Below are 24903 nucleotides of genomic sequence, written 5' to 3'. Positions count from 1 at the left end.
TGTGAGTGAGCCACTAATAGGCTTAGGTGAGCAAGCCTTTAGCGTAGCCGTATATGTTGCTAAAGCGCCGCCTATGCCCTACTTTGAAACTTTGCAAAGTGTTGAGCCTGTAATAAACGAGCAAATAAATACCATAAATCAACACTGTGGAAATGGTTGGCGCAAGGTGTTTAACGTATACGCTAAAGTATTATTTGCGCTACCGAGTGAACATTACCGCTTTGCTAAACAAGCCGATAGTTGGCAAGCGTATCGCGATTCTTTTTTGTTGCAAAAAAACAGTAAAACAGCCCTTTTGTTTAGTGCACCCATTATTAACTGCACTAATAAAAATCAGCTGCATATTATTGCTGGTCGTACGCATGCAAAAAACTTACTACAGCAAGGTAAGCTTAATGCGCAATTTAATTGGCTCGACGATGAGTTTGCAATTGATACAACGAATCACATTATTGTGTGCCCGTACTTTGATTACAGGCAGTTAAGTAATATTAAAATAGCTCGATTAAGCGAGCTAGTTGCCAAGCTTAAAACATTTAATTGAAAATGTAAGGAGTCAACATGGCGGGAATTTTAGAGCTAAATACGTTATTAAAATCAATGAACCCCGAGCTTAAACAAGGTGAATATATATTTTGCTGTTTAGCAGGTAGCCTTGCCGACTACGTTCATTTAAACCCGCTTGCCAGTTATGTTGAAGAAGAAGGCCTAACCCTTATTTTAAATGCAGATACCGCCGACAAAGCCGGTATTACTTACGAGAGTAAATATAATTTAATTACCCTTAACGTACACTCAAGCTTAGAGGCCGTTGGATTAACGGCTGCGGTTTCGGCTAAATTAACCGAGCATAATATTAGTGCCAATGTGGTAGCTGCGTTTTATCACGACCATATTTTTGTACAAACAGATAAAGCAAAGGCCGCGATGAAAGCACTTGGTGAGATTGGTAATATTTAGTTTGCATAAATATGATCAGCTAAGGTCAAACACAAAGCCGATATTGCAGTATCGGCTTTTGTTTTATTTATTGCTGCAAAAGTGCTGCGCTACAGGCTCCAGTTTTACTTTATCAGCTGCAGTTACGGCTACACATTGCGTGTTTTTATCGAGTTTTTGCTTTTGAATTACAGTAAATTCGCCCTCCTTGCCAGCGTATAAATTATATTGATAGGCGTCATTACCGCCTTCAAATAATGCGGTAAATAACCCTCCTACTAACCCACCAATTATCGCTCCTCCGAGCATTTCTTCAGTGTTACCATCTAAGCTGTCTACAAAGCCAAACCCAGCGCCTGCTGCTATGCCTGTGCCTACTTCAGATGAAAGCGTTACAGGTTGCATTGATTCTACTGATGCGTAGTAACGCTTAACTATTTGGTTTTGATTGTTTCGATCTACCCCTTGTGATGCGCAGCCTGAGAGTAGTAATACCGCGATAAGATACTTTTTCATGTTGAACCCTTTTAAATATTTAATGAGATAGTAAGCATGCGAGCATAAAAAATATGTGAGGAGTTTGTTTGTAGCTGTTAGGAACTGTAAAGATGTGTATAAGCTAAAACACCGAGTATGCATACTCGGTGTTTTGGGGTTATGTTACTTAAATTTTATATTATTAAACAACGTATCCACTAAATCCAAGCGCTTTAAAATAAAGCTTAGGAATGCCGTATTTACACTCGTTAAGTAGCTCGCTAAGGCGCATTCTATCAAGTGGGTAAAATTCACTTTCTAAGTTTTGAGCTGTGTAGGCTTGCCCTGCGTCACTTAAGCCTAAGTTGGCACACACAGTAATTTGCGCTTCACGTTCAAAGTCGGTTTCGGGTTTCATTAAATCGCTAATAAATAGGTTTGCGCCTTTATTTAAACTAGCTTTAATGTTTTTGAGTAGCTGTTTTTTGCTGCCATCGTCTTTTAAAAAGTGCAAAACAAGTAGGCATAGCGCCGCATCAGCTTTAGCCGATAGCTTATTAAGTTCGCCTTCAATAACGTTTACGCGGCTACTTATGCCGTGCTCTTCAAATGCTTGTTTAGCAATGGTGAGCATATCACTAGAGGTGTCTTGCGCGGTAAATTGCCAAGTGGGGTTAAGTGCGGCAAGGGCAAGTATTTCTTTGCCGGTGCCCGCCCCTACAACTAAAATATGCGCGTTGTCTTTAAGAGTGGCTTTAATTTGTGCATTTGTAAGTTGGTGTAATAACTCATACCCTGGGACTAAACGGGTAATGCGGTTGTTGTAATGTGTTGCTTGCTCGCCTGTAAATGTTGGCATGTTTAACTCCTTTATAAAACTTCAACAGTGGAGTATCCACCACTTTTTTTACTTACATGTACTTGCGTGGCTACGCGTTCACTCATTTCACTCACATGCGATATAACCCCTACTTTGCGGCCTTGCGCTTGTAACGAATCGAGCGCGTCCATAGCAACGCTGAGTGTTTCGCTATCTAACGTACCAAACCCTTCGTCAATAAACAAAGAGTTGATTTGCACTTTATTTGACGAAAGCGATGCAAGCCCCAATGCCAGTGCTAGTGATACTAAAAATGATTCACCACCGGAGAGCGTATTAACCGAGCGTTGTTCGTCGGCCATATCGCGGTCAATAATGGCAATATCGAGCGATTGCGCAATAGCTGTAAGCTCGTAACGCTTATTTAGTGTTTTTAAGTGACTATTAGCATAGTGCAGGAGTATTTTTAACGTTTGTGTTTGCGCTAAATTACGCATGGTTTTACCGGTTGCATCGCCCAGCACTTTATTTAGCACATGCCACTGTTCAACTTGCTTTTTAAGCGCTGCTAGCTCGGCTTGTTTGCCTGCCAGCGCGTTAGCATTTTGGTTGTGTTGTTCAAGCGCGGTATTAGTAGCAAGCAAACTATTTTGGAGAGTGGTTTGCTCAGTGTCTAATTCAGCTAAGTGCTGGCTAAGTTCGGCTTGGCTTTGCGATGGCTTGTTAGTATTTTGATGATCTGTTTGCGCCTTTTGTTGCTGTTTAAGTGCGGCATTGGCATCGCTAAGTGCCGCTTTTCGCTGCTCATACTGATTTAAATGCTCTTTAACTTGCTCATTGCTCAAGGTTAGTAAAATAGTGATCTGCTCAACTGTAGCCTCATTATACTGGGCTTTAAACTCACTAAACCACTCGTCAAAGCGCTCTACAAGTGCTTTAAGTTCAGTGCTTTGATCTGCTAAACGTTGCTCTGCATTTTTAAGCTCAATGGCATGTTCATCGCGTTGTTTAATTGCGTTATCGTACGCTTGCTGGCTGCATGTTAACTGAGCTTGGCATTGTTCAAGCTGGGCATTGATTGTTGCTTGATACTCGTCGGCGCTTGTTTGCGCGTTATTAAATAATGCGAGGCGCTCTTGTTGCGTTGTATTTTGCAGCTGTTGCGCTTTGGCTAAATCGGTATTTAAACCTTTAAGCGCCTGCTCACATTTAACAATTAACGGTGTGAGTTGCTGCAATTGCTGTTCAGCGCTGCCTATTTGTTTTTGACTTTGTTCAAGTTGCGTTTGAGTTTGTTGGTACTGCTCAACCTGCTGGTTTAAATCGCGCATATTAAGGGTATTGTTTTGCAACTGCTGCCAAAAGTGACTGTGCTCAAACTGTGTATTAAGCGTGTTGGTAAGCTCGCTAATTTGTGTATTTAGCTCTGCGCGTTTAGTGCTTATTTGGCCAAGCTTATTGGTTAATTCAACATGCTGATTATTCACTTGCTGCTGTGTATGTTGCTCGGCTTTTAAGTTATTTATTAGCTGATTTACTTTATCTTGCAGGGCAGTTTGCTGTTTTTGTGACTCAAAATAGCGCGACTTTTGAGTGCTAAGCTGCGTGTAGGTTTCATCAAGCTGCTGTGCTGTTAACTCGTTAAGCTCTGTTCGCGCCCCTTGCATTGTCGTTTTAATCTCTAGCTGCTTTGCCTGTGCGTTTTGTATAGCTTGGCCGTGTTGAGTATGTTCAGTGATAAGGACCGCATGTTGTGTTTGGTGCTGATGCAGCTTAGCTTGGGCGCTATCGTACTGCTGCTTAGCCTGATTATAACTTGTTTCAAAATCGGCTATTAAGTTGTTTAATTGCGGGTTTTGATTAGTGGCATAGGGGTGCTCTTTTGCACCGCACACAACACAGGGCTCGTTAGGAGTAAGCTGCGTGCGTAAATGCGCTACGTTTTCGCTGGCACGCAGGCGAGCTTGGTTTAATGCATATTCACTGTGCTTAAGCGCTTGCTCGCACGAGGCTAGGTTTTGTTGCAGTGTTGCTTGTGTTTGCTCGCTGTGTAAAAGCTTGGCCGCAACTGCTGCTTGTTGTTGTGTGCTGTTTTTTATTTCTTGATTAAACTGCTGATAGCGCAAGCGCTGATCTTTTAAATATTCAATATTTTTAAGTTTGTTATCGCACTGTTCAATATTAAATTGGCGTTGTTGTTCATTTAGCTGGTTAAGATCTTTTTGTTGCTGCGCTAGTTGTTGCTCGTGCATCGCTACTTTTTTAGTTTGCTCTGCTAACCGCGCCGCTTGTTTAGTTTGCTCTTCTAACAGCTGTTTGTTTTGCGAATCGGAGGCTTTTAGTTGCTCATTGGCACTTAAAAACGTATTAAAGCTGTGTTGGTAATAATTCCAATCATTAGCCAGTGGCTTAAGCTGTGTGTGTTCGTTTAACCACGTTTGATGCCCAGTGCTGAGTTTTGTTGCCTCATCAAGTGCATTTTGGCTTTGCGTGAACTGCGTGTGTAATTCGCTAAGTTGCTGCTGCTCTTTTTCGCTTTGCTGAGTTAGGTTTTTAATGGTTTGTGCGTGTATAGCAAGTTGGCTGTCGAGCTCGCGGGCTTTAGCAATAATAGGTTCAGCAGATTGCTTTTGCTCTTGCGCTGTTTTTAACTCGCTTTGCTGTGTTGTAAGTGTTGCGGCCTGCTCTTCTATAAGCGCAGCATGATCAATCGCTTTTAAATCGCTTATTTGCGTACTAAGTGTTTTATTTTGCGCCGTTAAATATTGATGACGTTTGCGGTTGTCTTTTATTTCAAGCGCGCTTTGTGCTTGCTTTGCTTGCTCAGATTGCTGAGCTATTGAATCAAGCTGCTGCTGCGCGTGTTGTTGCTGCTTTATTGCGTGTTCAAGAGCTTGCGATAAACTAGCAGCTTGCTTGTACCAATTTAAATTTTGCTCTGTTGCTGCATGCGCTTTTTTTGTTTGCTCAATTTTTTTAAGTAACTCATCGCGCAGGGTTTGTTTAGCTGTTAGCTCGTCATCACTTAACAAGGTATAGCTTGTAAGGCCGGCATTAAGTAAATCAAATTTATCTTTGAATTCTTTATTACGCTCAAAAATACGTTTACCAATTAAACTAAATTTATCGGTGCCAGTTAAACATTCTAAAAGTTGTGCGCGTTCATCGCCTGTGGCTTTTAAAAAGGCGGCAAATTCGTGCTGCGCTAATAATACCGCCCGCGAAAACTGATCAAAGCTCAGCCCTATTTTACTCTCTACTACTTTTATAGTTTGGCTTTTATCAGCAATGAGAGTTTCATCGGGCAAGGTTACTAACGTATGTTCAGCTACTTTTAGCTTGCCTGTTGCCTTTTTGTGGGTACGTTGTATTGAATAACGTGCACGGTATAATGCTTTATCTTGCCCTATAAAATCAACTTCGGCAAAACCTTCCCATTTGCCTCGGCGTAATAAATTACGCGCATCGTTTAATTTTATACTGTCGCCGTTAAAATCTATTAAGTTGCCTTTATCACCTTTTAGCCTTGCTGTTTTGGTATAAAGCGCCAAACAAATAGCATCTAAAAAAGTACTTTTTCCTGCGCCGGTATCGCCGGTTATGGCAAATAAGCCTGCGTCTTTTAAGGGAGCTTGAGTAAAGTCGATTTCGGCATCGACTATTGAGGCTAAGTTATGTATGCGTACGGCGGTTATTTTCATAGTTGTTCTTGCTCCGTCAGCTCACTTACTACATCATTTAGCAGCGCTTTTAGTTCATTTGGCACAGCTTGACCGGCCATGTCTTTATCGTTTGCAAAGGCTTGTTCTAATAAGTTTAATGGGTTGAGCATTTCAATTTCGCTTAAATCTTCAAATACGGCACTGCTATCGCTTGTTGTAGCTTGCTCTCGTACCCGTTCAATGCCGCAAAATTTTACGTTTTTACCTTCAAGTGCTTGCTCTATTTGCTCTCTAAATGAAGTGTCGGTGTCACTTGACTTAAGCTTAACGCGTAAATAAGGGGCAATAGTATAGTTTGATGTATCAAGCGCTTTAATTTGTTCGCATAACTCCTTTAATGGCAAACACTCCCCTTCTGGCAAAATAATTACCTCGGCAGAACGAGGAATGTAAAGGGGGTTTACAGATGTGCTAATTGATTGTTTTTCATCGTTTTTAAATTCTATTACATTAACTTGGTGTGTGTAGTTACGTTCTGAAAACGACATAGGAATAGGCGTGCCGCTGTAGCGAATAGCCTCATTTTTAGCAACCTTTTGCGCCTTATGTAAATGCCCTAATGCTACATAGTTAGCCTTAGTACCAAACACATTAGCTGAAATTGACTCTTCACCACCAATCACTAAATTTCGCTCAGAATCACTTGAAATATCGCCACCTTTGGCATGTAAGTGCCCCATCACAATAAGCGGCGAGTTTTGTTCATTAATACTGTAGGCATGCTCAAGAGCGCTGGCGTATGCTTTTGCAACGCCGTGTGCGTAACTAGGGCCGTTTTTGGTTTGACAAAGTGAGCTAATATCACTGTTGCGTAAAAAAGGCATAGCGACGACTACAGCGCGTTTATTATTGGTATTTATTTCTAAAGTAATATCACTTGGCGCTGATACATCAAAACGGCCAACAACATGGGTGTCAAATTGTGCTAGCAATGGTTGAGCGGCGAGAATACGATTTGCTGAGTCGTGATTGCCAGCAATAATAACCACATGCAATTGCGGGCAACGCTTTTTCGCGTCTTTTATAAATTGATAGAGTTGATTTTCGGCGCTGGCACTGGGGGTGGCTGTATGATAAATGTCGCCGGCAACTAAAAGAATATCTATGTGTTGCTCAACGAGGTTGTTAAGTAACCAAGTAAAAAATGCGGCGTGCTCATCACGGCGGTCATGTTCGTAAAACTGTTGGCCTAGGTGCCAGTCTGAGGTGTGGAGAACTTTCATATCGCGCTCTTAAAAAACCATAAGAGCGCCAATATACCCAAGGCAAGTAAAGATGCAAGCTTGGTTACTACTTTCGTTTATATAAAACTATAGATAGCAATAATAATTAGTGGGAGTGCTAGCAAAGCTATACCAAGTGGCACTTTTAAGTTTTTAGTTTGCTTTGCTTGCAATGCCTTTATGGCATTTGTTTCGTTACACGCGGCTACTTTATCGATATAAAAATAACCTGAGTCTAAATACTGTTTACAACTTTGCTGATTTGCTGGAATGGCTATTAGCTCTTGTTGTTTTTTTAGGATATAAAAATCCATACACCCACCACATTGCTTACTGGTAATAAGTACACATTTGAGAATAATCGTAACGGCTTTATTATCCTCAAATAAAAAAAAGTGGGCGATTTTAAATATAAAATGAACTAAATATCAACAATAAATTCGAGTATTTTTAATTTATCGTATAAATAGCCAGTATTAGTGAGAACACGGCAATATTTGCGCCAATTATTAGCCATATTTTACTGTGTTTTTGTTCAGTAGAAAGGCGTTTTAGTGCATCTTGCTTGTTACATGCAGACACCACATTAACATACGAATATTGGTTTGATTCGTAACGCTGTAATAAGCCTTTATCAGCAGGAATAGCCTCGAGCTGATGATCTTTTTTTACTATGTAAAATTTCATATCGGGCTCCTTAAGTATAAATGTGCTGATTGAGTTGCATTGAACCTGTCAGTATTAAAAGCGTGCAGTTACATCTGCCGTGATAACTTAAGCTCAATAAGAACAACCTATTTTTACACCTTTAATTTAATCCTAAGCTATTGGCCTGAATTAAGCCTGAACCCTTTTAAATATTGGATTTGTACCTAAATTTTTGCTAAGCGTGGGGTATGAACTGTAAACCCCCTTTACACTATTTGAAGTGACTTAATTTACTAACTAAAACACATGTTAAAACAACGTGAATATTACCGTGTTTAATGGGCGGTTGGTCGCTAAATAATTGAACAAAAATTGTATTTTTGCCAAAGTATGCTCACAAAAATTCACAAGGACTCATAATGAAAAAAACAGTTTTGACGCTAAGCGCGTTTGTATTGCCTTTGGCAATGTCTAGCGCCGTAATTGCGTCGTCCGTTGAGCAAACTAAAGGCTCATTCGTTGATAAATTTCGTCAGTTAGACGAAGCACTTCCTACCCCTAATGTTTATCGTAGTGCCGCAGGTGAGCCAGGCGAAAAATATTGGCAGCAGCGTGTTAATTACGACATAGATGTAAAGCTTGACGAAAAAAAGCGCCGCTTAACAGCAAGCCAAAGTATTGAATATAAAAATAACTCACCTCATACGCTTAAATATTTATGGTTACAGTTAGATCAAAATATCTTTAAAAGCGACTCAATTGCCGAAACCACGAAAACATTTAAAAGCACGCTAAATAGTTTACCTGCGCAAAAACCGGCTAAATTAAGTTTAGGCGAGCTTCGTCGTCAGCAATTTATGAGCGACAATGAGTTAGGCTATACAATTAGCAATGTAAAAGACGACAATGGCGATGAGCTTCGCGTAACTGTGGTTGATACGCTAATGCGTATCGATTTAAATGAGCCACTAAAACCAGGTAAAGAAGTTGAGTTTAGTATGAACTTTGCTTTTAACATTGTTGAAGAGGATGCTGTAGGCGCACGTTCAGGCTACGAGCACTTTGAAGAAGATGGCAACGACATATTTTTACTTGCGCAGTGGTTTCCGCGTTTAGCTGCGTACACCGATTACGAAGCATGGACAAACAAGCCGTTTTTAGGCCGTGGTGAGTTTACTCTTGAATTTGGTGACTACGATGTAGAAATCACTGTACCGGCTGACCATATTGTATCAGCAACAGGTAAGCTTGATAACGCAAGCAAAGTGCTTACTCGCACGCAACGTAACCGCTTAGAAAAAGCTGAAACAGCAAAACGCCCTGTATTTATTGTTACTGAAGAAGAAGCGCTTGAAAACGAAAAGCAAGGTACCGATAAAACAAAAACCTGGCACTTTAAAGCAGAAAACGTACGTGACTTTGCTTGGGCGTCGTCGCGTAAATTTATGTGGGATGCAAAAGGTTACCAGCAAGGTGGTGATGAACAGCCGTTAGTTATGGCTATGTCGTTTTACCCTAAAGAAGGTGGCGATTTATGGAAAAAGTATTCAACTGAATCTGTAGTGCATACGATGGAAGTGTATTCTCGCTACTCATTTGACTACCCTTACCCTGTGGCGCAATCGGTAAATGGCCCTGTTGGTGGTATGGAATACCCAATGATCACTTTTAATGGTCCACGTACTGAGCTGCAAGATGATGGCTCGCGTACATATTCTCAAGCCGAAAAACGCTTTTTAATAGGCGTGGTTATTCATGAAGTGGGTCATATATATTTCCCTATGATTGTTAACTCTGATGAGCGCCAATGGACTTGGATGGATGAAGGCTTAAATAGCTTTTTAGACGGTGTAGCCGGGCGTGAATGGGATCCAACAATTCCATGGGGCGTTGAGCCACGCGACATTGTAAGTTACATGAAATCACAAAACCAAGTGCCTATTATGACACAGTCAGACAGCGTATTACGTTTAGGCCCAAATGCGTATACCAAGCCCGCTGCGGCACTTAATATTTTACGCGAAGTTATTTTAGGTCGTGACTTATTCGATTTTGCGTTTAAAGAGTACGCACAGCGCTGGAAGTACAAGCGCCCTACCCCAGCTGATTTTTTCCGCACCATGGAAGAAGCATCAGGTGTTGATTTAGATTGGTTTTGGCGTGGTTGGTTTTACAGTACAGACCATGTAGATATCTCGTTAGATAAGGTTTATCAACTGCGCTTAGATACTAAAAACCCTGATATTGACTTTAAACGCCTACGCGATATTGAAGCTGATAAGCCAACGTCACTATTTGTTAAGCGTAACCGTGAAGAAGGTAAAAAAACGTGGGTTGAGAAAAACCCAGATATTACTGACTTTTACGACGAAAACGATCGCTTTACTGTTACCAATAAAGAACGTAACTCGTACAATAAATTTTTAAAAGGCTTAGAGCCGTGGGAGCGTAAAACGCTTGAGCGCGCGCTTGAAGAAGACAAAAATTACTATGTAATGGAGTTTTCTAACCTAGGTGGCTTGGTAATGCCTATTTTATTAGAGCTAACGTATGAAGATGGCACTAAAGAAGATCGTTACATTCCAGCCGAAATTTGGCGCCGTAATCATAAAAACGTACAAAAGCTTATTGTAACAGATAAGAATAAGCCGCTGGTATCGGTAACCGTTGACCCACGCTGGGAAACAGCTGATGTAGATGTTGAGAACAACAACTACCCTCGTCGTATTATTCCTTCACGCATCGAAGTGTATAAAAAGGAAAAGAGTAAAGCGAAAGTGAGTCGAGATATTATGCAAGACATTAAAACTGAGCTAAAAAAAGACGAGAAAAAAGATGAGGAGCAACAATAATGCGCTTTATGCTTATTATTGTTTGTCTTTTAGTTGCTGCGCCAAGTTTGGCGCATCAACTAAAGTCATCGGTTACTACGGTGCTTTTTAATAAACGTACCCATAATATTGAGCTCATGCACCGCTTTTATCTACATGATACTGAGCATGCCGTAGCGCATTTATTTGATGGAAAAGCCGATATCATTAGCAATAAGGCAGATCAACAGCGTTTTGTTGACTATGTTGAGTCGCATATTGCGCTGCAAACCTTAAGGGGCGAGCCATTAGAGCTTAAGCCTGTAGGCGCGCAAATTGATGGAAAATTTTTTTGGGTATACCAAGAAGCGCCTATTCCTAAAGGGATTAAGGGCATAAAAATGAGTAATGGTGCACTGCGTGACTTGTGGCCATCTCAAGTGAATATGGTAAATGTAGAAGGCAAAGGAAAGATTAAAACTCTGCATTTTGCCCAAAACGATACTTGGCTTGAAGCTCAGTTCGAGCAATAAGTACTTCCCCAACCTATGCGCACAGTAGTTTTGTGCGCGTTTTCTTTTGATATTTATCCTGTGTTCATTTTTGATCTGTTAATAATATCTGCTCGTAAAAATTTAGTAATTATTTGTTTGATAAACATTTGCTAAATTATTCTTATGAAGTAGAGTCATTATGTGTACACATGTTGTATTGATTTTTACCCCGTTCAAGGAATGATATGAAAGCTCAAGTAGAGGCTATTCAAGGAGTTATTTTTGATTTAGATGGAACTTTAGTATCGTCAGAATTAGATTTTTCTCTTATCAAAGCACAAGTAGGTTGTCCCTGTGAGCAAGACCTGCTCGATTATATTGCCCAGCTGCCATCACCATACATGCGCGAAGAGGCTATGAATATAGTGCATCAACACGAGCTGCAAGATGCACAGCGCGCCTCGCTATTACCTGGTGTTGCTGATGCGGTAAACGCGCTAAAAGTTAAAAATATTCCCATGGCTATTGTCACTCGCAATTTTGATAAAGCAGCCTCAATAAAGCTTAAAAATAATCCCCTGCCAATTGAAACCGTGCTAACCCGCAGTGATGCGCCCGCCAAACCCAACCCTAGTGCCTTAAATGCAATTTCTACGCTTTGGAATATTAGCGCAAGCAACTTGTTATACGTAGGAGATTATTTGTATGACATTCAGGCTGCGCATAATGCAAATATGCGCGCTTGTTTGTATGCGCCAAATGCGGTGCCTATTTATGCTGACCAAGCTGATTATGTTTTACGCGACTTTTATGAGTTAGTGACTTTAATAGAAAGCTACTCACAAAAAATAGAGTTATGTTAAATAGCCTTTAAAATTAATTTTTGTTTAATAAGTCCTTTATTATTTAAATTTCATAACTAGCCCAATAGGGTTTGAATTGGTAAAATATGGGCAAAATTAACGTATTGATTAGAGGCACAAGATGGGCAGAGCATTTGAAGTCCGTAAGAGCTCGATGGCTAAAACAGCCAACGCTAAAACTAAAGTTAACTCAAAGTACGGTAAAGAAATTTATGTTGCCGCTAAAAATGGCGAACCAGATCCAGATGTTAATCAATCACTGCGTCGCCTTATAGAAAGAGCAAAAAAAGATCAAGTACCTGCACACGTAATAGAAAAAGCCATTGAAAAAGCAGCCGGTGGGGCAGGGGAAGATTATTCACCAGCGCGTTATGAGGGTTATGGCCCTGGTAATTGCATGGTTATAGTTGATTGTTTAACAGATAATCCAAACCGTACAATTAAAGATGTACGTTTGCCGTTTACCAAAACAGAGTCAAAAATAGGTACGCCGGGGTGTGTTGCACACATGTTCGATCACCTAGCTGTACTTGGCTTTGCCGGTGACGATGACGAAGTGGTACTTGAAGCGCTGATGATGGCTGACGTTGATGTAACCGACGTTGAAGTTGAAAACGGCAAAGTGTCGGTGTTTGCACCCCATACTGAGTACTATAAAGCGAAAACAGCGTTAGAAGAAAACTTTGAAGGAATAAACTTTGAAGTAGATGAAATCACGTTTGTGCCGCAAGTACATGTTGAAATAGAAGACGAAGAAGTGATTGCTAACTTTGATAAATTTATCAATATGCTAGAAGATTGTGATGACGTACAAAACGTGTATCACAATGCAATCGTTAAAAATTAATTTAAAGCAGCGCTCCAGCTGGCTTTAAATAAGAAAAAAGCGCGTTTTGTGTAGGCAAAACGCGCTTTTTAGTGTTAAATAAATGTTAGCTATTCAGCTAAGTTATGATGCTTTGATTTATATTTTAAGCGGTAGCTGTGTAATAGGGGCTCTGTGTAACCACTTGGTTGCTTAGCGCCTTCTAACACCAACGATAAAGCGGCTTGATACGCAATGCTGTTTTTAAGTGACTCTTCACTTTGTGCCATGGGTGTGTAAGCGTTGTCGTGCTCATTTTGACCATCAACCACTTTTGCCATCTTAGCCATAACTGATTCAATTTGTTGCTGCGTACACACGCCATGCTGTAGCCAATTGGCCATATGTTGGCTTGAAATACGCAACGTTGCTCTGTCTTCCATTAAGCCTATATGGTTAATATCAGGAACTTTTGAGCAACCAATACCTTGATCTATCCAGCGTATTACATAACCTAAAATGCCTTGTGCATTATTTTCAAGCTCACTTTGAATATCTTCTTTACTTAGTGTGTGCGGCTCTGCCATTAGCGGTGGAGTAAGTAAATCAGTGAGGCTTGCCATGCTGCGTTTAGCGATTTCTTTTTGCTCGCTAAATACATCTACATCATGATAATGCATAGCGTGTAAAGTAGCTGCGGTAGGGGAGGGTACCCACGCGGTGTTAGCTCCCGATTGCACATGCGCACGCTTTTGCTCCATCATCAGTGCCATTTTATCTGGCATGGGCCACATACCTTTACCTATTTGCGCTTTACCGCTTAGGCCGCAGGCAAGGCCTGTATCAACATTGCGATCTTCGTATGCGGTGATCCATGGCTGTGCTTTTATTGCTGCTTTGGGCATAACAACCCCGGCGTGCATAGAGGTATGTATTTCATCACCCGTGCGGTCTAAAAAGCCGGTATTTATAAAAACCGCCCGTGATTTAGCTGCGTGTATGCAGGCTTTTAAATTGACTGAGGTACGGCGCTCTTCATCCATAATGCCCATTTTTAAGGTGTTTTTTGGCAAGCTAAGGGCATCTTCTACCATAGTAAATAGCGTATTTGTAAAAGCGACTTCTTCTGGGCCATGCATTTTTGGTTTTACAATGTTAATGCTTTGCGCACTGGTATTTTTAATACCCGATTTTTTGTTTAAGTCGTGCAATGCAGCAGTTGCGCTAAACATGGCATCCATAATACCTTCAAATACGGGTTTACCGTAAATGTCGGTTATGGCTGGGTTTGTCATTAAGTGACCTACGTTTCGAACAAACATCATACTTCTGCCTTTGAGCGTAAGGCTGCCGCCATCAAGGGCTGTATAGTGCCTATCGCTTTGTAAGGTGCGCTCTATGGTTTTATCGCCTTTTTTAAATGATTCAACTAAGTTACCTTGCATTAAACCAAGCCAATTTTTGTAAACTTGTACTTTATCTTCGGCATCAACTGCGGCAACTGAGTCTTCGCAATCCATAATGGTTGTTAGGGCTGCTTCAAGCAGTACATCTTTTAGCCCTGCTTTATCAGCCTGGCCTATAGGGTGGTGATGATCAATTTGGAGCTCTACATGCAGACCATTGTTTTTTAACAAAATTGCAGTTGGATTCTGCGCCTCGCCTTGGTAGCCAATCAATTGCTCAGGGTTATTAAGGGTGGTGTGTGAGCTATCTCTTAAGGTAATAGATAGCGCACCATCTACAATTGAGTAGTTAGTACTTTCTATGTGTGAACCGCTTTTTAGAGGCAATGCTTTATCTAAAAACTGGCGCGCATAGGCCATCACTTTAAAACCACGAACAGGGTTATATGTGGTGCCTTTTTCGGCACCGTCATCTTCACTGAGCACGTCGGTGCCATATAAGGCATCGTAAAGCGAACCCCAGCGTGCGTTAGCTGCATTAAGCGCAAAGCGTGCGTTACTTACAGGTACAACAAGCTGAGGGCCTGCACTCAGTGCTATTTCGGGCTCTACATTTTGCGTTTCAATTGTAAAGTCAGCAGGCTCTGGTACTAAGTAGCCAATGTCTTTTAAAAACGCTTGGTACTGCTCGCTATCCCATGTTTTATTTGCTTTATGGTAATCATCAATTTGTTGTTGTAGGTGCTCGCGTTTAGCGAGTAGGGCGTTATTTTGTGGCGTTAGCGTTTGCACTATATTTGCAAAGCTTTGCCAAAACAGTTGCTCTGATAAATGTGTACCAGGTAGTAGCTGTGTTTTTACAAAGTTGGCCAGCTGTGTATCTACGCTGAGTCCTGAGTGTGTGAGAGTGTGTGCCATAATTACCTTCCTTAAACGGTCGCGGTGTTGTTGTGCGTTAGTGCAACAATAACGTAAAAAAACACATGTGCGTGTACTTTTGCCATTCATAAAAAATATAGCGGTAATAACAACTATAAATTTACTAAATCTAAAAAATAAGCCTAATGTTGAATTAAGCGATACGGAGCACACACTCCTAGCCACTCTCACAATAATTTAAAAAATTTATAGACCCGTTCGAAGGACTTTATTATGACAACTTACACACGTGAAACCGACACTTTAGCTACACTATGTCAATCTCAAGGCAATGCATGGAAAGCCATTAACCCAGAATATGCAAGCCGCATGCGCTTACAAAACCGTTTTCGTACTGGGATTGATATTGCCCAATACACCGCAGATGTAATGCGTGAAGACATGGCTGCCTACGATAAAGACACCAGCCAATACACACAGTCTTTAGGTTGTTGGCATGGTTTTACTGCACAACAAATGATGATGGCAATAAAGCGTCATCAAAAAACAACAAAGCGCAGTTATGTTTATTTAAGTGGTTGGATGGTTGCAGCCCTTCGTTCTGCATTTGGCCCATTACCCGATCAAAGTATGCACGAAAAAACGTCAGTCCCTGCGCTTATTGAAGAGATTTATACGTTTTTAAAACAAGCTGATGCACGAGAGCTAGACCACTTATTTAACGAACTTGATGAAGCCAAAGCCAATGGCGGCGATGTGCAAGCGGTACTAGATAAAATTGATAATTTTGAAACGCATGTAGTGCCTATTATTGCTGATATTGATGCAGGTTTTGGTAACGAAGAAGCAACTTACTTACTTGCTAAAAAAATGATTGAAGCCGGTGCATGTGCCATTCAAATAGAAAACCAAGTGTCGGATGCTAAACAATGTGGCCACCAAGCAGGTAAAGTTACGGTACCGCATGAAGACTTTTTAGCAAAAATTAATGCTGTACGTTATGCATTTTTAGAACTCGGTATTGATAACGGTATTATTGTTGCCCGCACTGATTCATTAGGTGCAAGCCTGACGCAAAAAGTACCTGTGTCAAAAACGCCAGGCGATCTAGCCAGCCAGTACAATGCATTTTTAGAAACCACACCTATTAACGGTGTAGAGGATTTAAACGAGGGCGATACGGCAATGAAAATCAATGGCCAATTATGTAAGCCAACGCGTTTAGAAAATGGTTTGTACCAGTTCCGCGAAGGGACAGAAAAAGACCGCGTAGTATTAGATTGTGTAACAAGCTTACAATCAGGCGCTGATTTACTGTGGATTGAAACTGAAAAACCACATGTTAAGCAAATTGCAGAGTTGGTAAATCGCGTTAAAGAGCAAGTACCTGATGCGAAACTTGTCTATAACAATTCACCGTCGTTCAACTGGACCCTTAAGTTCCGTGAGCAAGTGTACCAACAGTGGGTAGACGAAGGTAAAGACGTAAGTGCATACCCAAGCCTGGGTGATAACAAAGGCTTTATGGCACCAGAAATGGATGCCACAGAGCTTGCAGCCGAAGCAGATGTATTAGTGCAAAACTTCCAGCGCGATGGTGCACGTGAAGCGGGTATTTTCCATCACTTAATTACGCTGCCTACTTACCATACGGCTGCACTGAGCACTGATATTTTATCAGAGGGTTACTTTGGCGACATGGGTATGCTTGCTTATGTACGCGATGTACAACGCCAAGAAATCCGCCGCGAACAAGCTTCAGTTAAACACCAAGACTTAGCTGGCTCTAATATTGGCGATACACACAAAGAGTATTTCTCGGGTGATAACGCGCTTAAAGCCGGTGGCGAAGACAACACCATGAACCAGTTTTAAACTTTCTATATAGTGTTACTTAAGGGCCGAAAGGCCCTTTTTTATTATTTAGTTATGCACTGGATCACGTTTTAACTAGGGCCTGTTTATCTTTCGAGGTTGAATTTGCAGCAGCCTGTTTGGTAATTAGGCAAGACAGAGCCTATGCAGTGTGGTTGTTCCCCATAAATAGGCGATAACGTAGCATAAATGCCAAACAGGCGCTGCCCGAAGGGTTCTGCCTAGGGGCCATTTACTCTTTGTTGCTCGGTTTTTACTTAGCCCACTAGGTTACAAACCTCGCGCCGCGATTAAATGGCCCCTAAATTGAACAAATTTTAATCCTGAAAGGTCAACAGGCCCTAGCTATTATTTTTTAGATCAATATTTAACTAGGTTGCGCTTATAAACTAAATAATGGCGTTCATTTAGCTGTAAAACCGGTTTAGATTGTAAAATGGGCTCATAAATAAGGGTATTTTTGCTGTATAACTCAATGTTAGTGAAATAATAAAACAAATTTTTACTAACCTATGGTCATTACAAAACATTTTTTTACTAACTGAGTGCCTATAAATAGTGGCCCAAACCGATTTTTTACTAACTCCCGCCACTAAAAACCTAATAAACCAAAATTTTACTAACTAAAAAATGACTAAGTCCGATATGGTTTAGTATATAAACTGTAAAGGGGGTTTACAGTTTTACATTCGGCAAAATATCAGCCACACAGGGGTGGCTAATATTAAATTTAAATACATAACTTATTTATCATTTGTATGTTTATCAAACCACCATTGGATGTAGGCTACTTTGGTCATTAAGTTAGAAGGGCGTGCTGTAATTCCGTGTGACGCATTGGGAATACGCACCATAGCGGTATCAACACCTTGCAGCTTAAGAGCTTGGTAAAATTGCTCTGTTTCAGAAATAGGTGTGCGATAGTCTGACTCGCCCGTTAAAAGCATAGTAGGTGTTTTTACGTTACCTACATAGCTGATAGGTGAGCGTTTCATGTAGTGCTCAATATGATCCCATGGTTTACCCGGAAACCAATAATCAGCAAAGAACGGGTAGAAGTCGGCAGTTAGTACAAAACTGATCCAATTAATAACGGGTTTAGCAACTACGGCTGCAGCAAATCTATCAGTGTGACCTACAATCCACGCTGTTAATACACCGCCGCCAGAGCCACCGGTTACAAATAATTTAGACTCATCAATAAAGCCTTTCGCTATTAACGCATCAACGCCTGTCATTAAATCATCGTAATCATTACTTGGGTAATTATGATGGATTGTTTGGGCAAACTTTTTGCCGTATGAATCACTACCGCGTGGGTTCATGTATAAAACAACATTGCCTTTAGCGGCAAATAACTGGACCTCTGCACTGAAATGCGGCCCATAATTAGCCACAGGGCCACCATGAATCTCTAAAACAAGTGGGTATTTTTTTGTTTTATCGAACCCAGGAGGGTATGCGATCCAACCTTGAATTGGCAGTTGGTCGTGGCGTGATTTAAGCCAAATTTCTTCTACTTTTGCCAGTTGTTTGTCACCAAGTGCATCGGCATTGAGTGTGGTTAGACGTTGCGCTTTTCCGCGTTTAATAGTGGCTATATCGGCTGGGCGCTGAGTATCACCAAGCGTAAAGGCAACTTCGCCATCTGCACTGACATCAAAGTCGCCACCTGAGTAAGGACGACCAAAAGCAACGCTACCTATTTGCTCGGTTAACACTTTACGCTTACCACTACGTGGTTGATAGGCAAGGACTGTTTGCCCTTCATCTGCATAGCTAAAATAAACGCCTTTAGAATTAGCGCTCCACTTTATTTGGCCAACACTTCTATCAAAGTTGGGAGTAAGACTCGTTGTTTTACCCGTTTTTAAGTCGCGAATGTATAGTTGGCTATTTTCGTAATTAGTGCGTTTATCGTCATAGCCCGTGTACGCTAAGTAACGGCCATCAGGCGATACTTTAGGTTGTTGGTCTGGGCCATTTCTATTGGTTACTGGCTCAATAACTAGCGTGTTTAGGTTAAGTTTATACACTTCGCTATTGGTAGGCTTTAACTGATTTTGAGCGTGTCTATTAGCTGAAAAATAAAGAGATTTACCGTCTTTACTAAAACTGACCTCACCTGCATTATCAAATTTATCATCAGTGAGCTGTTTTGCATTACCGCCGTTTGCATCAATTGCAAATAATTGGCTATAGCCTTTTTGTGTGTATCCTCCACCGTCGGCTCGGTAATACACATCGTCTATAAATTTAGCAGGCTCTGCCCATGTAGCGCCTTTTGGCTTGCCAGGTAACTTAACAGGGGGGGCACTGCGACTTGGTACAAACATGCTAAAAATAAGCTGGTCAGAATTAGGGCTCCAAGTCATAGCTCGCGGGCTTGCAGTTAAATTACTTATTTTGGCAACCGCACCGGTTTTAAGCCATTTCATGTATATTTGGCTGCTTCCATCGCGGTTTGATATAAATGCAAGGCGTTGCCCATCCGGTGAAAGTACTGGCGAGTGATCCATATGCACACCAGAGGTGAGTGGTTGCAGTTGCTTAGTTTTATAATCCACAGACCAAATGTTACTAACTTTACGATCGGTTTTTATATCCATACGGTTACGTACAAAATACACCGTTTTGCCATCATCTGTTATATCAATTTGATTGGCGTATTCTAAGTTAAATACATCTTGCAGCTGCAAGGTATTAGCATTGGCATAAGTCAGTTGACTGCTGGAAAGTAACAAGCTGCTACCCAAACTAAGTGCTGTGAGCGTCTTCATTTGTATTCCCTGTTGTGATTCTTGTTTACATAGTTATATGCCAGTAGGGAAAGGATGGAAAGCGCGATGCGGTGAAACTAAGATTTGTATCTATGAGTTAAAGCTGTAAAGGGGCTTTACAGCTTTGTAGGTGGTGATTAGGTGGCTGACCCACACAGCGCTTTTATTTCTTTTATCAGTGCAATGCCATCAGCGTTATCGCCATGAACACACAGGCTATTTGCATTCAAGTTCAGTGTTTGTCCTGACCGAGTAGTCACACTGCCATCAGTTAAAAGTTGCTTCACTTGTGCTAATAAGGCTGACTTATTGTGAACACTGCCCTCAAGGTTACGAGATACTAGGTGTCCTTCGTCTGTATATTGCCTATCAGCAAACGCCTCTAAAATTAGCTCTACACCTAAGCTACTTGCAGCAAATGCGTGCTTGGCCGAATCGTTAGTAGCTAATAGCATTAGCTTTAAGGGAGCAGGGTAGTGAGCAATGGCGGTAATTACTGTTTGTAAAATATGATCGTTTTTCATCATATCGTTATACAGCGCACCATGAGGTTTAACGTAGCTTAAACTTAAGCCTTGTACTTTTGCCATCCCCTCAAGGGCTGCAATTTGATAGTGCAAACAGTTGGTGAGTTCTTGTGCGCTAAGCGCCATAGAGCGTCTACCAAAGCCTTGTTGATCGGGATAACTTGGGTGAGCACCTATTTGTACATTATGTTGTTTTGCTAAATATAAAGTCTCGGCTATAACATCAGGGTCTCCACCATGAAATCCACAGGCTATATTTGCCATGTCGATATGGGGCATAACCTCATCATCTAAGCCCATTTTCCACGCGCCAAAGCTTTCGCCTAAATCGCAATTAAGTTTCATTATGTATCCCTTGTTATTATTATTTTATGGTGACTGGTAATGAGCCATTAGCGTGTGCTTTGCCTAAAAGCACTTTAGCAAGCGCTGTAAATGCTGGGCCTGTAACCTCGTTATTTATATCAATGTCAATATTATACGCATACGAGGCTAAAACTGCATCTGCATATTGGCCAAATTGCGCTATATCATAGGGGGCGCGTAAGCTAATAAAAATAGTTTTTTTGTTAAGAGATGCCGCATCATCTAATAATGCTGATAAAGCTTTAGGTTGCTGTGCCGTACTAAGCGCAAATTGCGGGTTATCTTTTAAGTCGTCCATTCCACCAATCTCAACCGCGCTTTGATTTGGCGTGGCGTTGCCTGCTATAACCACATCGGCTTGTGCAATTAAGCGCTGTGCTTTTTTGGGGTTATATCCTTGCAAACTACTGCAGCTATAGCTAAGTGTTTTTGAATTTAACGCGCTAAGCGCTTGCTGCATAGCCATACATTTTCGCGTGTCGGGCATAATAATATGTACGTGCTGCCCTTTATTTAAGTTAAGAGGAAGGGCACCATTATTATTTTTAATTTCAGTAATAGCCTCAACAGCAAGCTCTGCCTCTATTTTACGATTTTCTGTAGAGCCAATAATGTTTTTTGCCAGAGCTAACGCGCTTACAGGGTCAAACTGTGTAGTTAACTTAAATTTACTTTTTAGGTTTGTTATGCGTGCAGCGGACTGAGCAATTTCAGTTTTATTAAGTTGGTTTGTATTTACGGCTGAAACCAAAGACTCTATCAGCTTGTCGAGCTTGGCTAAATCATCAACAACTCTTATCTCTATAGGCATCAGCGCAAGGTCTACCCCTGCCGAAAACGTATTAATGACGGCTTGGGTTGGGGTGAAAAAATGACTAATACCAGCCATATCCAATGCATCAGTAACTATAACGCCTTGATAATTTAGCTCTTCCCTTAAAATATTGGTCATAATTTTACGCGACATAGTAGCCGGTTTTATCATGCGCTTGCCGTCAACACTCACAAACGTACTGTCATCAAGCTGAGGGTATTGAATATGCGCGGTCATAATCATGCCCGGGTTTTGCATAGCAATTATATCTTTAAATGGGGCGAGATCTTGTTGGTATATTTCTTCTTTTGTGTGATTAACTTGTGGTAACCCTGTATGGCTATCAACATTGGTGTCGCCATGTCCTGGGAAATGCTTTAACGATGTAATTACGCCATTGCCTTGATAGGCAGTCACCTGCGCTGCACCAAGCTTACTGACTATTTTTGGGTCTTCACCAAACGAGCGCACATTAATAACCGGATTATCAGGATTCATGTTTACATCTACCGTAGGGGCATAGTTAACATTAATACCTAACGATTTAAGCTCCTTTGCTATAACAGCGGCAGTTTGCGTAGCATACTGTGTACCGTGCTTTTTATAGGTTGCGCCAATTGACATATTACCGGTAAAAGAGGTTGCCACGTCACGGGGTAAACGTGCTACACGCCCGCCTTCTTGGTCTATTGAAATAAACAAGGGCAGTTGAGAACTTGATTTGCTTGCAGCAGCTTGTAATTGGCTGTTAAGACTAATCGTTTGCTCAATAGATTGGGTATTTTCAGAAAATAAAATCACGCCGCCAATATTATGTTTTGCAATGGCTGCTGCGAGCTCATCGGGCAGCGAAGTCACCGGTGTTCTGCATTGTTTGCTGCTCCCTTGCTGACAAAAATAGCGTAAATCGAGAATGAGTTTTTGACCTAATTGTTGCTCAACAGACAGTGCGGAATTAGCAAGAGAAGATTGTAACGGCATTAAGCACCCAAATAAAAAAGCAATAGTTGATATAAAACACTTATTTAGCAAAATTCACTCCAACGCTAAATAAAATAGATAAGTTCACCCAGCTTATCTACTTTTTAGGGCAACTGCAAAACAGTGCTAGCAAATAGTACTTAAGGGTATTTCAGCTGTATATCTTATAGCTTAATGTTCAGTATAGGGTTATAATTGCTCGATTTACGTACACTCCCGTGTACGGTTTTAGATTGGTAGCAGAGAAGTTTGATACAAAAATTATTACCCGCTTTAAACTTAAGGCTCCTTATATTATTGCTCGCACTTTCTGCGGCGTTAAGTACACTGGTAGGTAGTTTTTACTCTACATATCAAGTTCAAAAACAGCAACTTACTGACTTTACACTCACAAGTAATTTGGCTTACGCACAAAAACTCGCTTCTACAACCGATAAGTTTTTAGAATCTGCAGCTCAACAGCTTGCTTATTCCGCTAAAGTTATCGAGCATGCGACAGATGACTTAAGCCTTTTAAACAACGAGGCTATTAGGTTACATCAGCAAACAAATAGTTTTAATTCTGTTGTTATAAATATTAACGGCACCATTGCTGCTACCTCGCCTCGCTTTGAAACAATCATAGGTAAAGCGATTAATTCACCCGGTGCAATAGAAGCATTAAAAGAAAAACGCCCATTAGTTAGTCAGCCTTATATGTCGGCAGCAGGTAACTTAATTGTTTTTATTTCACACCCACTATTTGACTCAAACGGCACTTATTTGGGCTATATTGGCGGCTCTTTATATTTAAAAAAGAAAAATATACTCAATGCGTTACTTGAACAGCATTATTACGAGCAAGGCACTTACCTTTATGTTGTAAGTGCCGATAAGCGAATTCTTTATCACCCCGAACCAAGTAGAATTGGCACGCAGATAATTAACAACACAGTCATAGATGCCGTTTTAAGTGGTAAAAAAGGTAAGCAGCAACTGATCAATAGTGAAAACTTACCTATGCTCGCAGGGTACGCCCCCGTTGCAATGTCAGGTTGGGGGATAATTGCCCAAAGGCCTTTAAAAGCGACCCTTTCATCGCTTGACACATTAACCGTAGAAGTGGTTAAAAGAACAATCCCTATGGCATTACTCACCTTTATTTTTATAGGTTTATTTGCACATTTTATTGCAAGGCCGTTAAAGCGTCTCGCCGACAATGCAAATGCACTAGATAACCCTAAAAGTTTAGAAAAACTTAAGAGCGTGAGGTCGTGGTACTTTGAGAGTCACCAACTAAAAATGGCAATGCAAAAAGGGGTGTCGTTACTACAAAGCCAAATAGGGCAGCTTCGCCACGATGCACAAACAGACCCCTTAACCGGCGCGCATAACCGACGCAGTCTAGATAATATTGTAACGCGCTTAATATTAGAGCAAACCCCATTTGCAATATTAGAAATAGATATTGATTTTTTTAAGCGCGTAAACGACACCTTTGGCCACGATGTAGGTGATGAAGTATTAAAATCGCTTACAATGATTATAAAAAGTCTGTGCCGTAAAAACGATATTGTTGCGCGTACCGGTGGCGAGGAGTTTATTCTTATTTTACCCGGTGAAAACGAGCAAAGTGCGTTTGATATTGCACAAAGACTAAGAGCCACGGTCGCTGACACGAAAATACACACCGCTGGTTATATTACTGTCTCTATTGGCATTGCTACATGGCCAAATTACAGTGAAGATATTGAACAAGCATATAAAGGTGCCGATAAAGCACTGTATCAGGCTAAAGAAACCGGCCGTAACCGCTGCTGCATTGCTAAGTAGCGGATGGTGTGAGCAACAGTCAATTTATCGAAACTCTCCGAGAAAACCCATTGTTCGAGAGCCAGTGGCGTCGATGGGCAGCTCAGATAAGTAGATATAGAGGCTTAAAATTTTAAATGCTTGACATATATAGTTAACTCTATATAGTAGAGCGCAGCTAGAAAGAAGGCATGATAGTTTATAAATCTTTATTTCGTTGTTGTATAAGTAATACTTGTAGTACCGTCCTGAAGTTTTTAAGTACCATCTCATTTTTTGCTACATCCGCTCTTATGAGCATATTTTTTATTTTTTATATCAGGATATTACAATGTCTAACATCGTATCAGGTACAGTTAAGTGGTTTAACGAAGCTAAAGGTTTTGGTTTTATCGAGCAAGAAAATGGCCCAGACGTTTTCGCACATTTCTCAGCAATCAAAAGCGAAGGTTTCAAAACTTTAGCTGAAGGCCAACGTGTAGAGTTCACTCTTTCACAAGGTCAAAAAGGTCCTCAAGCGGATAACATCACTCCGTTATAATTTTTACTTTTAAAGTAAAAATAAAAAAAGCGCTTATGGCGCTTTTTTTGTATCTAAAATTTGACTGTAAAACACTGTGATCTATTCTTTATACCAATTGCATTAATTAATTGACCAACTTTATCCAATCTCTCCAGCATAG

Annotated in this window: 19 protein-coding genes; 9 read left to right on the top strand and 10 right to left on the bottom strand. The window is 40.9% G+C overall.

Annotated elements, in window-relative coordinates:
* Position 1: 1 nt before the first annotated feature.
* Together AABI99_RS08180 and AABI99_RS08175 are read left to right on the top strand one after the other, a co-directional pair.
* A complete protein-coding gene (locus AABI99_RS08180; RefSeq protein ID WP_338365155.1) occupies positions 2–544 on the top strand; it encodes a hypothetical protein in 543 nt (180 codons plus the stop codon).
* 17 nt (positions 545–561) lie between these two features.
* Entirely contained in the window at positions 562–960 is a 399-nt protein-coding gene (locus AABI99_RS08175) for an ACT domain-containing protein (RefSeq protein WP_338365154.1), read from the top strand.
* A gap of 63 nt (positions 961–1023) precedes the next feature.
* Here the strand turns inward: AABI99_RS08175 and AABI99_RS08170 are convergent, their stop codons facing one another.
* The 6 genes from AABI99_RS08170 to AABI99_RS08145 form a co-directional block, all read right to left on the bottom strand.
* Positions 1024–1455 (bottom strand): hypothetical protein, encoded by a 432-nt coding sequence (locus tag AABI99_RS08170; RefSeq protein ID WP_338365153.1) that lies wholly within the window; start codon positions 1453–1455, stop codon positions 1024–1026.
* 163 nt (positions 1456–1618) lie between these two features.
* Complete coding sequence (locus tag AABI99_RS08165) at positions 1619–2275, bottom strand: class I SAM-dependent methyltransferase (RefSeq protein ID WP_338365152.1); 657 nt, start codon at positions 2273–2275, stop codon at positions 1619–1621.
* Positions 2276–2286: 11 nt separating this feature from the next.
* Positions 2287–5937 (bottom strand): SbcC/MukB-like Walker B domain-containing protein, encoded by a 3651-nt coding sequence (locus tag AABI99_RS08160; protein WP_338365151.1) that lies wholly within the window; start codon positions 5935–5937, stop codon positions 2287–2289.
* Positions 5934–7181 carry an exonuclease SbcCD subunit D C-terminal domain-containing protein gene (locus AABI99_RS08155; protein WP_338365150.1) on the bottom strand — a complete coding sequence of 416 codons (1248 nt, stop codon included), beginning with the start codon at positions 7179–7181 and terminating at the stop codon, positions 5934–5936. The genes AABI99_RS08160 and AABI99_RS08155 overlap by 4 nt, the downstream gene beginning before the upstream one ends.
* Before the next feature lie 77 nt (positions 7182–7258).
* Positions 7259–7495 carry a hypothetical protein gene (locus tag AABI99_RS08150; protein WP_338365149.1) on the bottom strand — a complete coding sequence of 79 codons (237 nt, stop codon included), beginning with the start codon at positions 7493–7495 and terminating at the stop codon, positions 7259–7261.
* 136 nt (positions 7496–7631) lie between these two features.
* Positions 7632–7868, bottom strand: a complete 237-nt coding sequence (locus AABI99_RS08145; RefSeq protein ID WP_338365148.1) for a hypothetical protein — start codon at positions 7866–7868, stop codon at positions 7632–7634.
* Positions 7869–8248: 380 nt separating this feature from the next.
* On the opposite strand from AABI99_RS08145, the gene AABI99_RS08140 reads away from it, so the two are divergent.
* From AABI99_RS08140 to AABI99_RS08125, 4 genes are all read left to right on the top strand, one after another.
* The gene (locus tag AABI99_RS08140) at positions 8249–10681 is read left to right on the top strand and encodes a M1 family metallopeptidase (RefSeq protein ID WP_338365147.1); all 2433 of its coding nucleotides are present in this window, start codon (positions 8249–8251) and stop codon (positions 10679–10681) included.
* Positions 10681–11172, top strand: coding sequence for a DUF6702 family protein (locus AABI99_RS08135; RefSeq protein ID WP_338365146.1), 492 nt, complete (start codon positions 10681–10683; stop codon positions 11170–11172). Before AABI99_RS08140 ends, AABI99_RS08135 begins: the two co-directional genes overlap by 1 nt.
* Positions 11173–11378: 206 nt before the next feature.
* On the top strand, positions 11379–11996 hold the full coding sequence (locus AABI99_RS08130) for an HAD family hydrolase (protein WP_338365145.1): 618 nt from the start codon (positions 11379–11381) through the stop codon (positions 11994–11996).
* 121 nt (positions 11997–12117) lie between these two features.
* Positions 12118–12843: a YebC/PmpR family DNA-binding transcriptional regulator gene (locus tag AABI99_RS08125; protein WP_338365144.1), complete on the top strand. Its 726-nt coding sequence runs from the start codon at positions 12118–12120 to the stop codon at positions 12841–12843.
* An 89-nt stretch (positions 12844–12932) separates the two neighbouring features.
* On the opposite strand, the gene AABI99_RS08120 is transcribed toward AABI99_RS08125, so the two are convergent.
* On the bottom strand, positions 12933–15125 hold the full coding sequence (locus AABI99_RS08120) for a malate synthase G (RefSeq protein WP_338365143.1): 2193 nt from the start codon (positions 15123–15125) through the stop codon (positions 12933–12935).
* Positions 15126–15359: 234 nt separating this feature from the next.
* Between AABI99_RS08120 and AABI99_RS08115 the strand changes: the two genes are divergently transcribed.
* Complete coding sequence (locus AABI99_RS08115; RefSeq protein WP_338365142.1) at positions 15360–16961, top strand: isocitrate lyase; 1602 nt, start codon at positions 15360–15362, stop codon at positions 16959–16961.
* Positions 16962–17704: 743 nt separating this feature from the next.
* Here the strand turns inward: AABI99_RS08115 and AABI99_RS08110 are convergent.
* The 3 genes from AABI99_RS08110 to AABI99_RS08100 all read right to left on the bottom strand — a co-directional run bounded on the left by AABI99_RS08110 (position 17705) and on the right by AABI99_RS08100 (position 22429).
* A complete protein-coding gene (locus AABI99_RS08110) occupies positions 17705–19741 on the bottom strand; it encodes a S9 family peptidase (RefSeq protein WP_338365141.1) in 2037 nt (678 codons plus the stop codon).
* A 137-nt stretch (positions 19742–19878) separates the two neighbouring features.
* Positions 19879–20613: a 5-oxoprolinase subunit PxpA gene (locus tag AABI99_RS08105; protein WP_338365140.1), complete on the bottom strand. Its 735-nt coding sequence runs from the start codon at positions 20611–20613 to the stop codon at positions 19879–19881.
* Positions 20614–20632: 19 nt separating this feature from the next.
* Positions 20633–22429, bottom strand: a complete 1797-nt coding sequence (locus AABI99_RS08100) for a glycoside hydrolase family 3 N-terminal domain-containing protein (RefSeq protein WP_338365139.1) — start codon at positions 22427–22429, stop codon at positions 20633–20635.
* A gap of 297 nt (positions 22430–22726) precedes the next feature.
* On the opposite strand from AABI99_RS08100, the gene AABI99_RS08095 reads away from it, so the two are divergent.
* Positions 22727–24241: a sensor domain-containing diguanylate cyclase gene (locus AABI99_RS08095; RefSeq protein WP_338365138.1), complete on the top strand. Its 1515-nt coding sequence runs from the start codon at positions 22727–22729 to the stop codon at positions 24239–24241.
* A 310-nt stretch (positions 24242–24551) separates the two neighbouring features.
* Entirely contained in the window at positions 24552–24761 is a 210-nt protein-coding gene (locus AABI99_RS08090; RefSeq protein ID WP_338365137.1) for a cold-shock protein, read from the top strand.
* Positions 24762–24903 lie beyond the last annotated feature (142 nt).

Origin of the sequence: uncultured Pseudoalteromonas sp., assembly GCF_963922945.1 — a bacterium.
Taxonomy (GTDB): Bacteria; Pseudomonadota; Gammaproteobacteria; order Enterobacterales; family Alteromonadaceae; genus Pseudoalteromonas.
This window is presented reverse-complemented; position numbering and strand designations above follow the sequence as displayed.

What these genes read in the sequence shown, in the direction of transcription:
- AABI99_RS08160 (WP_338365151.1), bottom strand. Translation starts at nt 5,937, where the DNA reads ATGAAAATAACCGCCGTACGCATACATAACTTAGCCTCAATAGTCGAT.
- AABI99_RS08150 (WP_338365149.1), bottom strand. Translation starts at nt 7,495, where the DNA reads ATGGATTTTTATATCCTAAAAAAACAACAAGAGCTAATAGCCATTCCA.
- AABI99_RS08175 (WP_338365154.1), top strand. Translation starts at nt 562, where the DNA reads ATGGCGGGAATTTTAGAGCTAAATACGTTATTAAAATCAATGAACCCC.
- AABI99_RS08145 (WP_338365148.1), bottom strand. Translation starts at nt 7,868, where the DNA reads ATGAAATTTTACATAGTAAAAAAAGATCATCAGCTCGAGGCTATTCCT.
- AABI99_RS08100 (WP_338365139.1), bottom strand. Translation starts at nt 22,429, where the DNA reads ATGCCGTTACAATCTTCTCTTGCTAATTCCGCACTGTCTGTTGAGCAA.
- AABI99_RS08135 (WP_338365146.1), top strand. Translation starts at nt 10,681, where the DNA reads ATGCGCTTTATGCTTATTATTGTTTGTCTTTTAGTTGCTGCGCCAAGT.
- AABI99_RS08130 (WP_338365145.1), top strand. Translation starts at nt 11,379, where the DNA reads ATGAAAGCTCAAGTAGAGGCTATTCAAGGAGTTATTTTTGATTTAGAT.
- AABI99_RS08115 (WP_338365142.1), top strand. Translation starts at nt 15,360, where the DNA reads ATGACAACTTACACACGTGAAACCGACACTTTAGCTACACTATGTCAA.
- AABI99_RS08140 (WP_338365147.1), top strand. Translation starts at nt 8,249, where the DNA reads ATGAAAAAAACAGTTTTGACGCTAAGCGCGTTTGTATTGCCTTTGGCA.
- AABI99_RS08155 (WP_338365150.1), bottom strand. Translation starts at nt 7,181, where the DNA reads ATGAAAGTTCTCCACACCTCAGACTGGCACCTAGGCCAACAGTTTTAC.
- AABI99_RS08120 (WP_338365143.1), bottom strand. Translation starts at nt 15,125, where the DNA reads ATGGCACACACTCTCACACACTCAGGACTCAGCGTAGATACACAGCTG.
- AABI99_RS08105 (WP_338365140.1), bottom strand. Translation starts at nt 20,613, where the DNA reads ATGAAACTTAATTGCGATTTAGGCGAAAGCTTTGGCGCGTGGAAAATG.
- AABI99_RS08165 (WP_338365152.1), bottom strand. Translation starts at nt 2,275, where the DNA reads ATGCCAACATTTACAGGCGAGCAAGCAACACATTACAACAACCGCATT.
- AABI99_RS08125 (WP_338365144.1), top strand. Translation starts at nt 12,118, where the DNA reads ATGGGCAGAGCATTTGAAGTCCGTAAGAGCTCGATGGCTAAAACAGCC.
- AABI99_RS08170 (WP_338365153.1), bottom strand. Translation starts at nt 1,455, where the DNA reads ATGAAAAAGTATCTTATCGCGGTATTACTACTCTCAGGCTGCGCATCA.
- AABI99_RS08090 (WP_338365137.1), top strand. Translation starts at nt 24,552, where the DNA reads ATGTCTAACATCGTATCAGGTACAGTTAAGTGGTTTAACGAAGCTAAA.
- AABI99_RS08110 (WP_338365141.1), bottom strand. Translation starts at nt 19,741, where the DNA reads ATGAAGACGCTCACAGCACTTAGTTTGGGTAGCAGCTTGTTACTTTCC.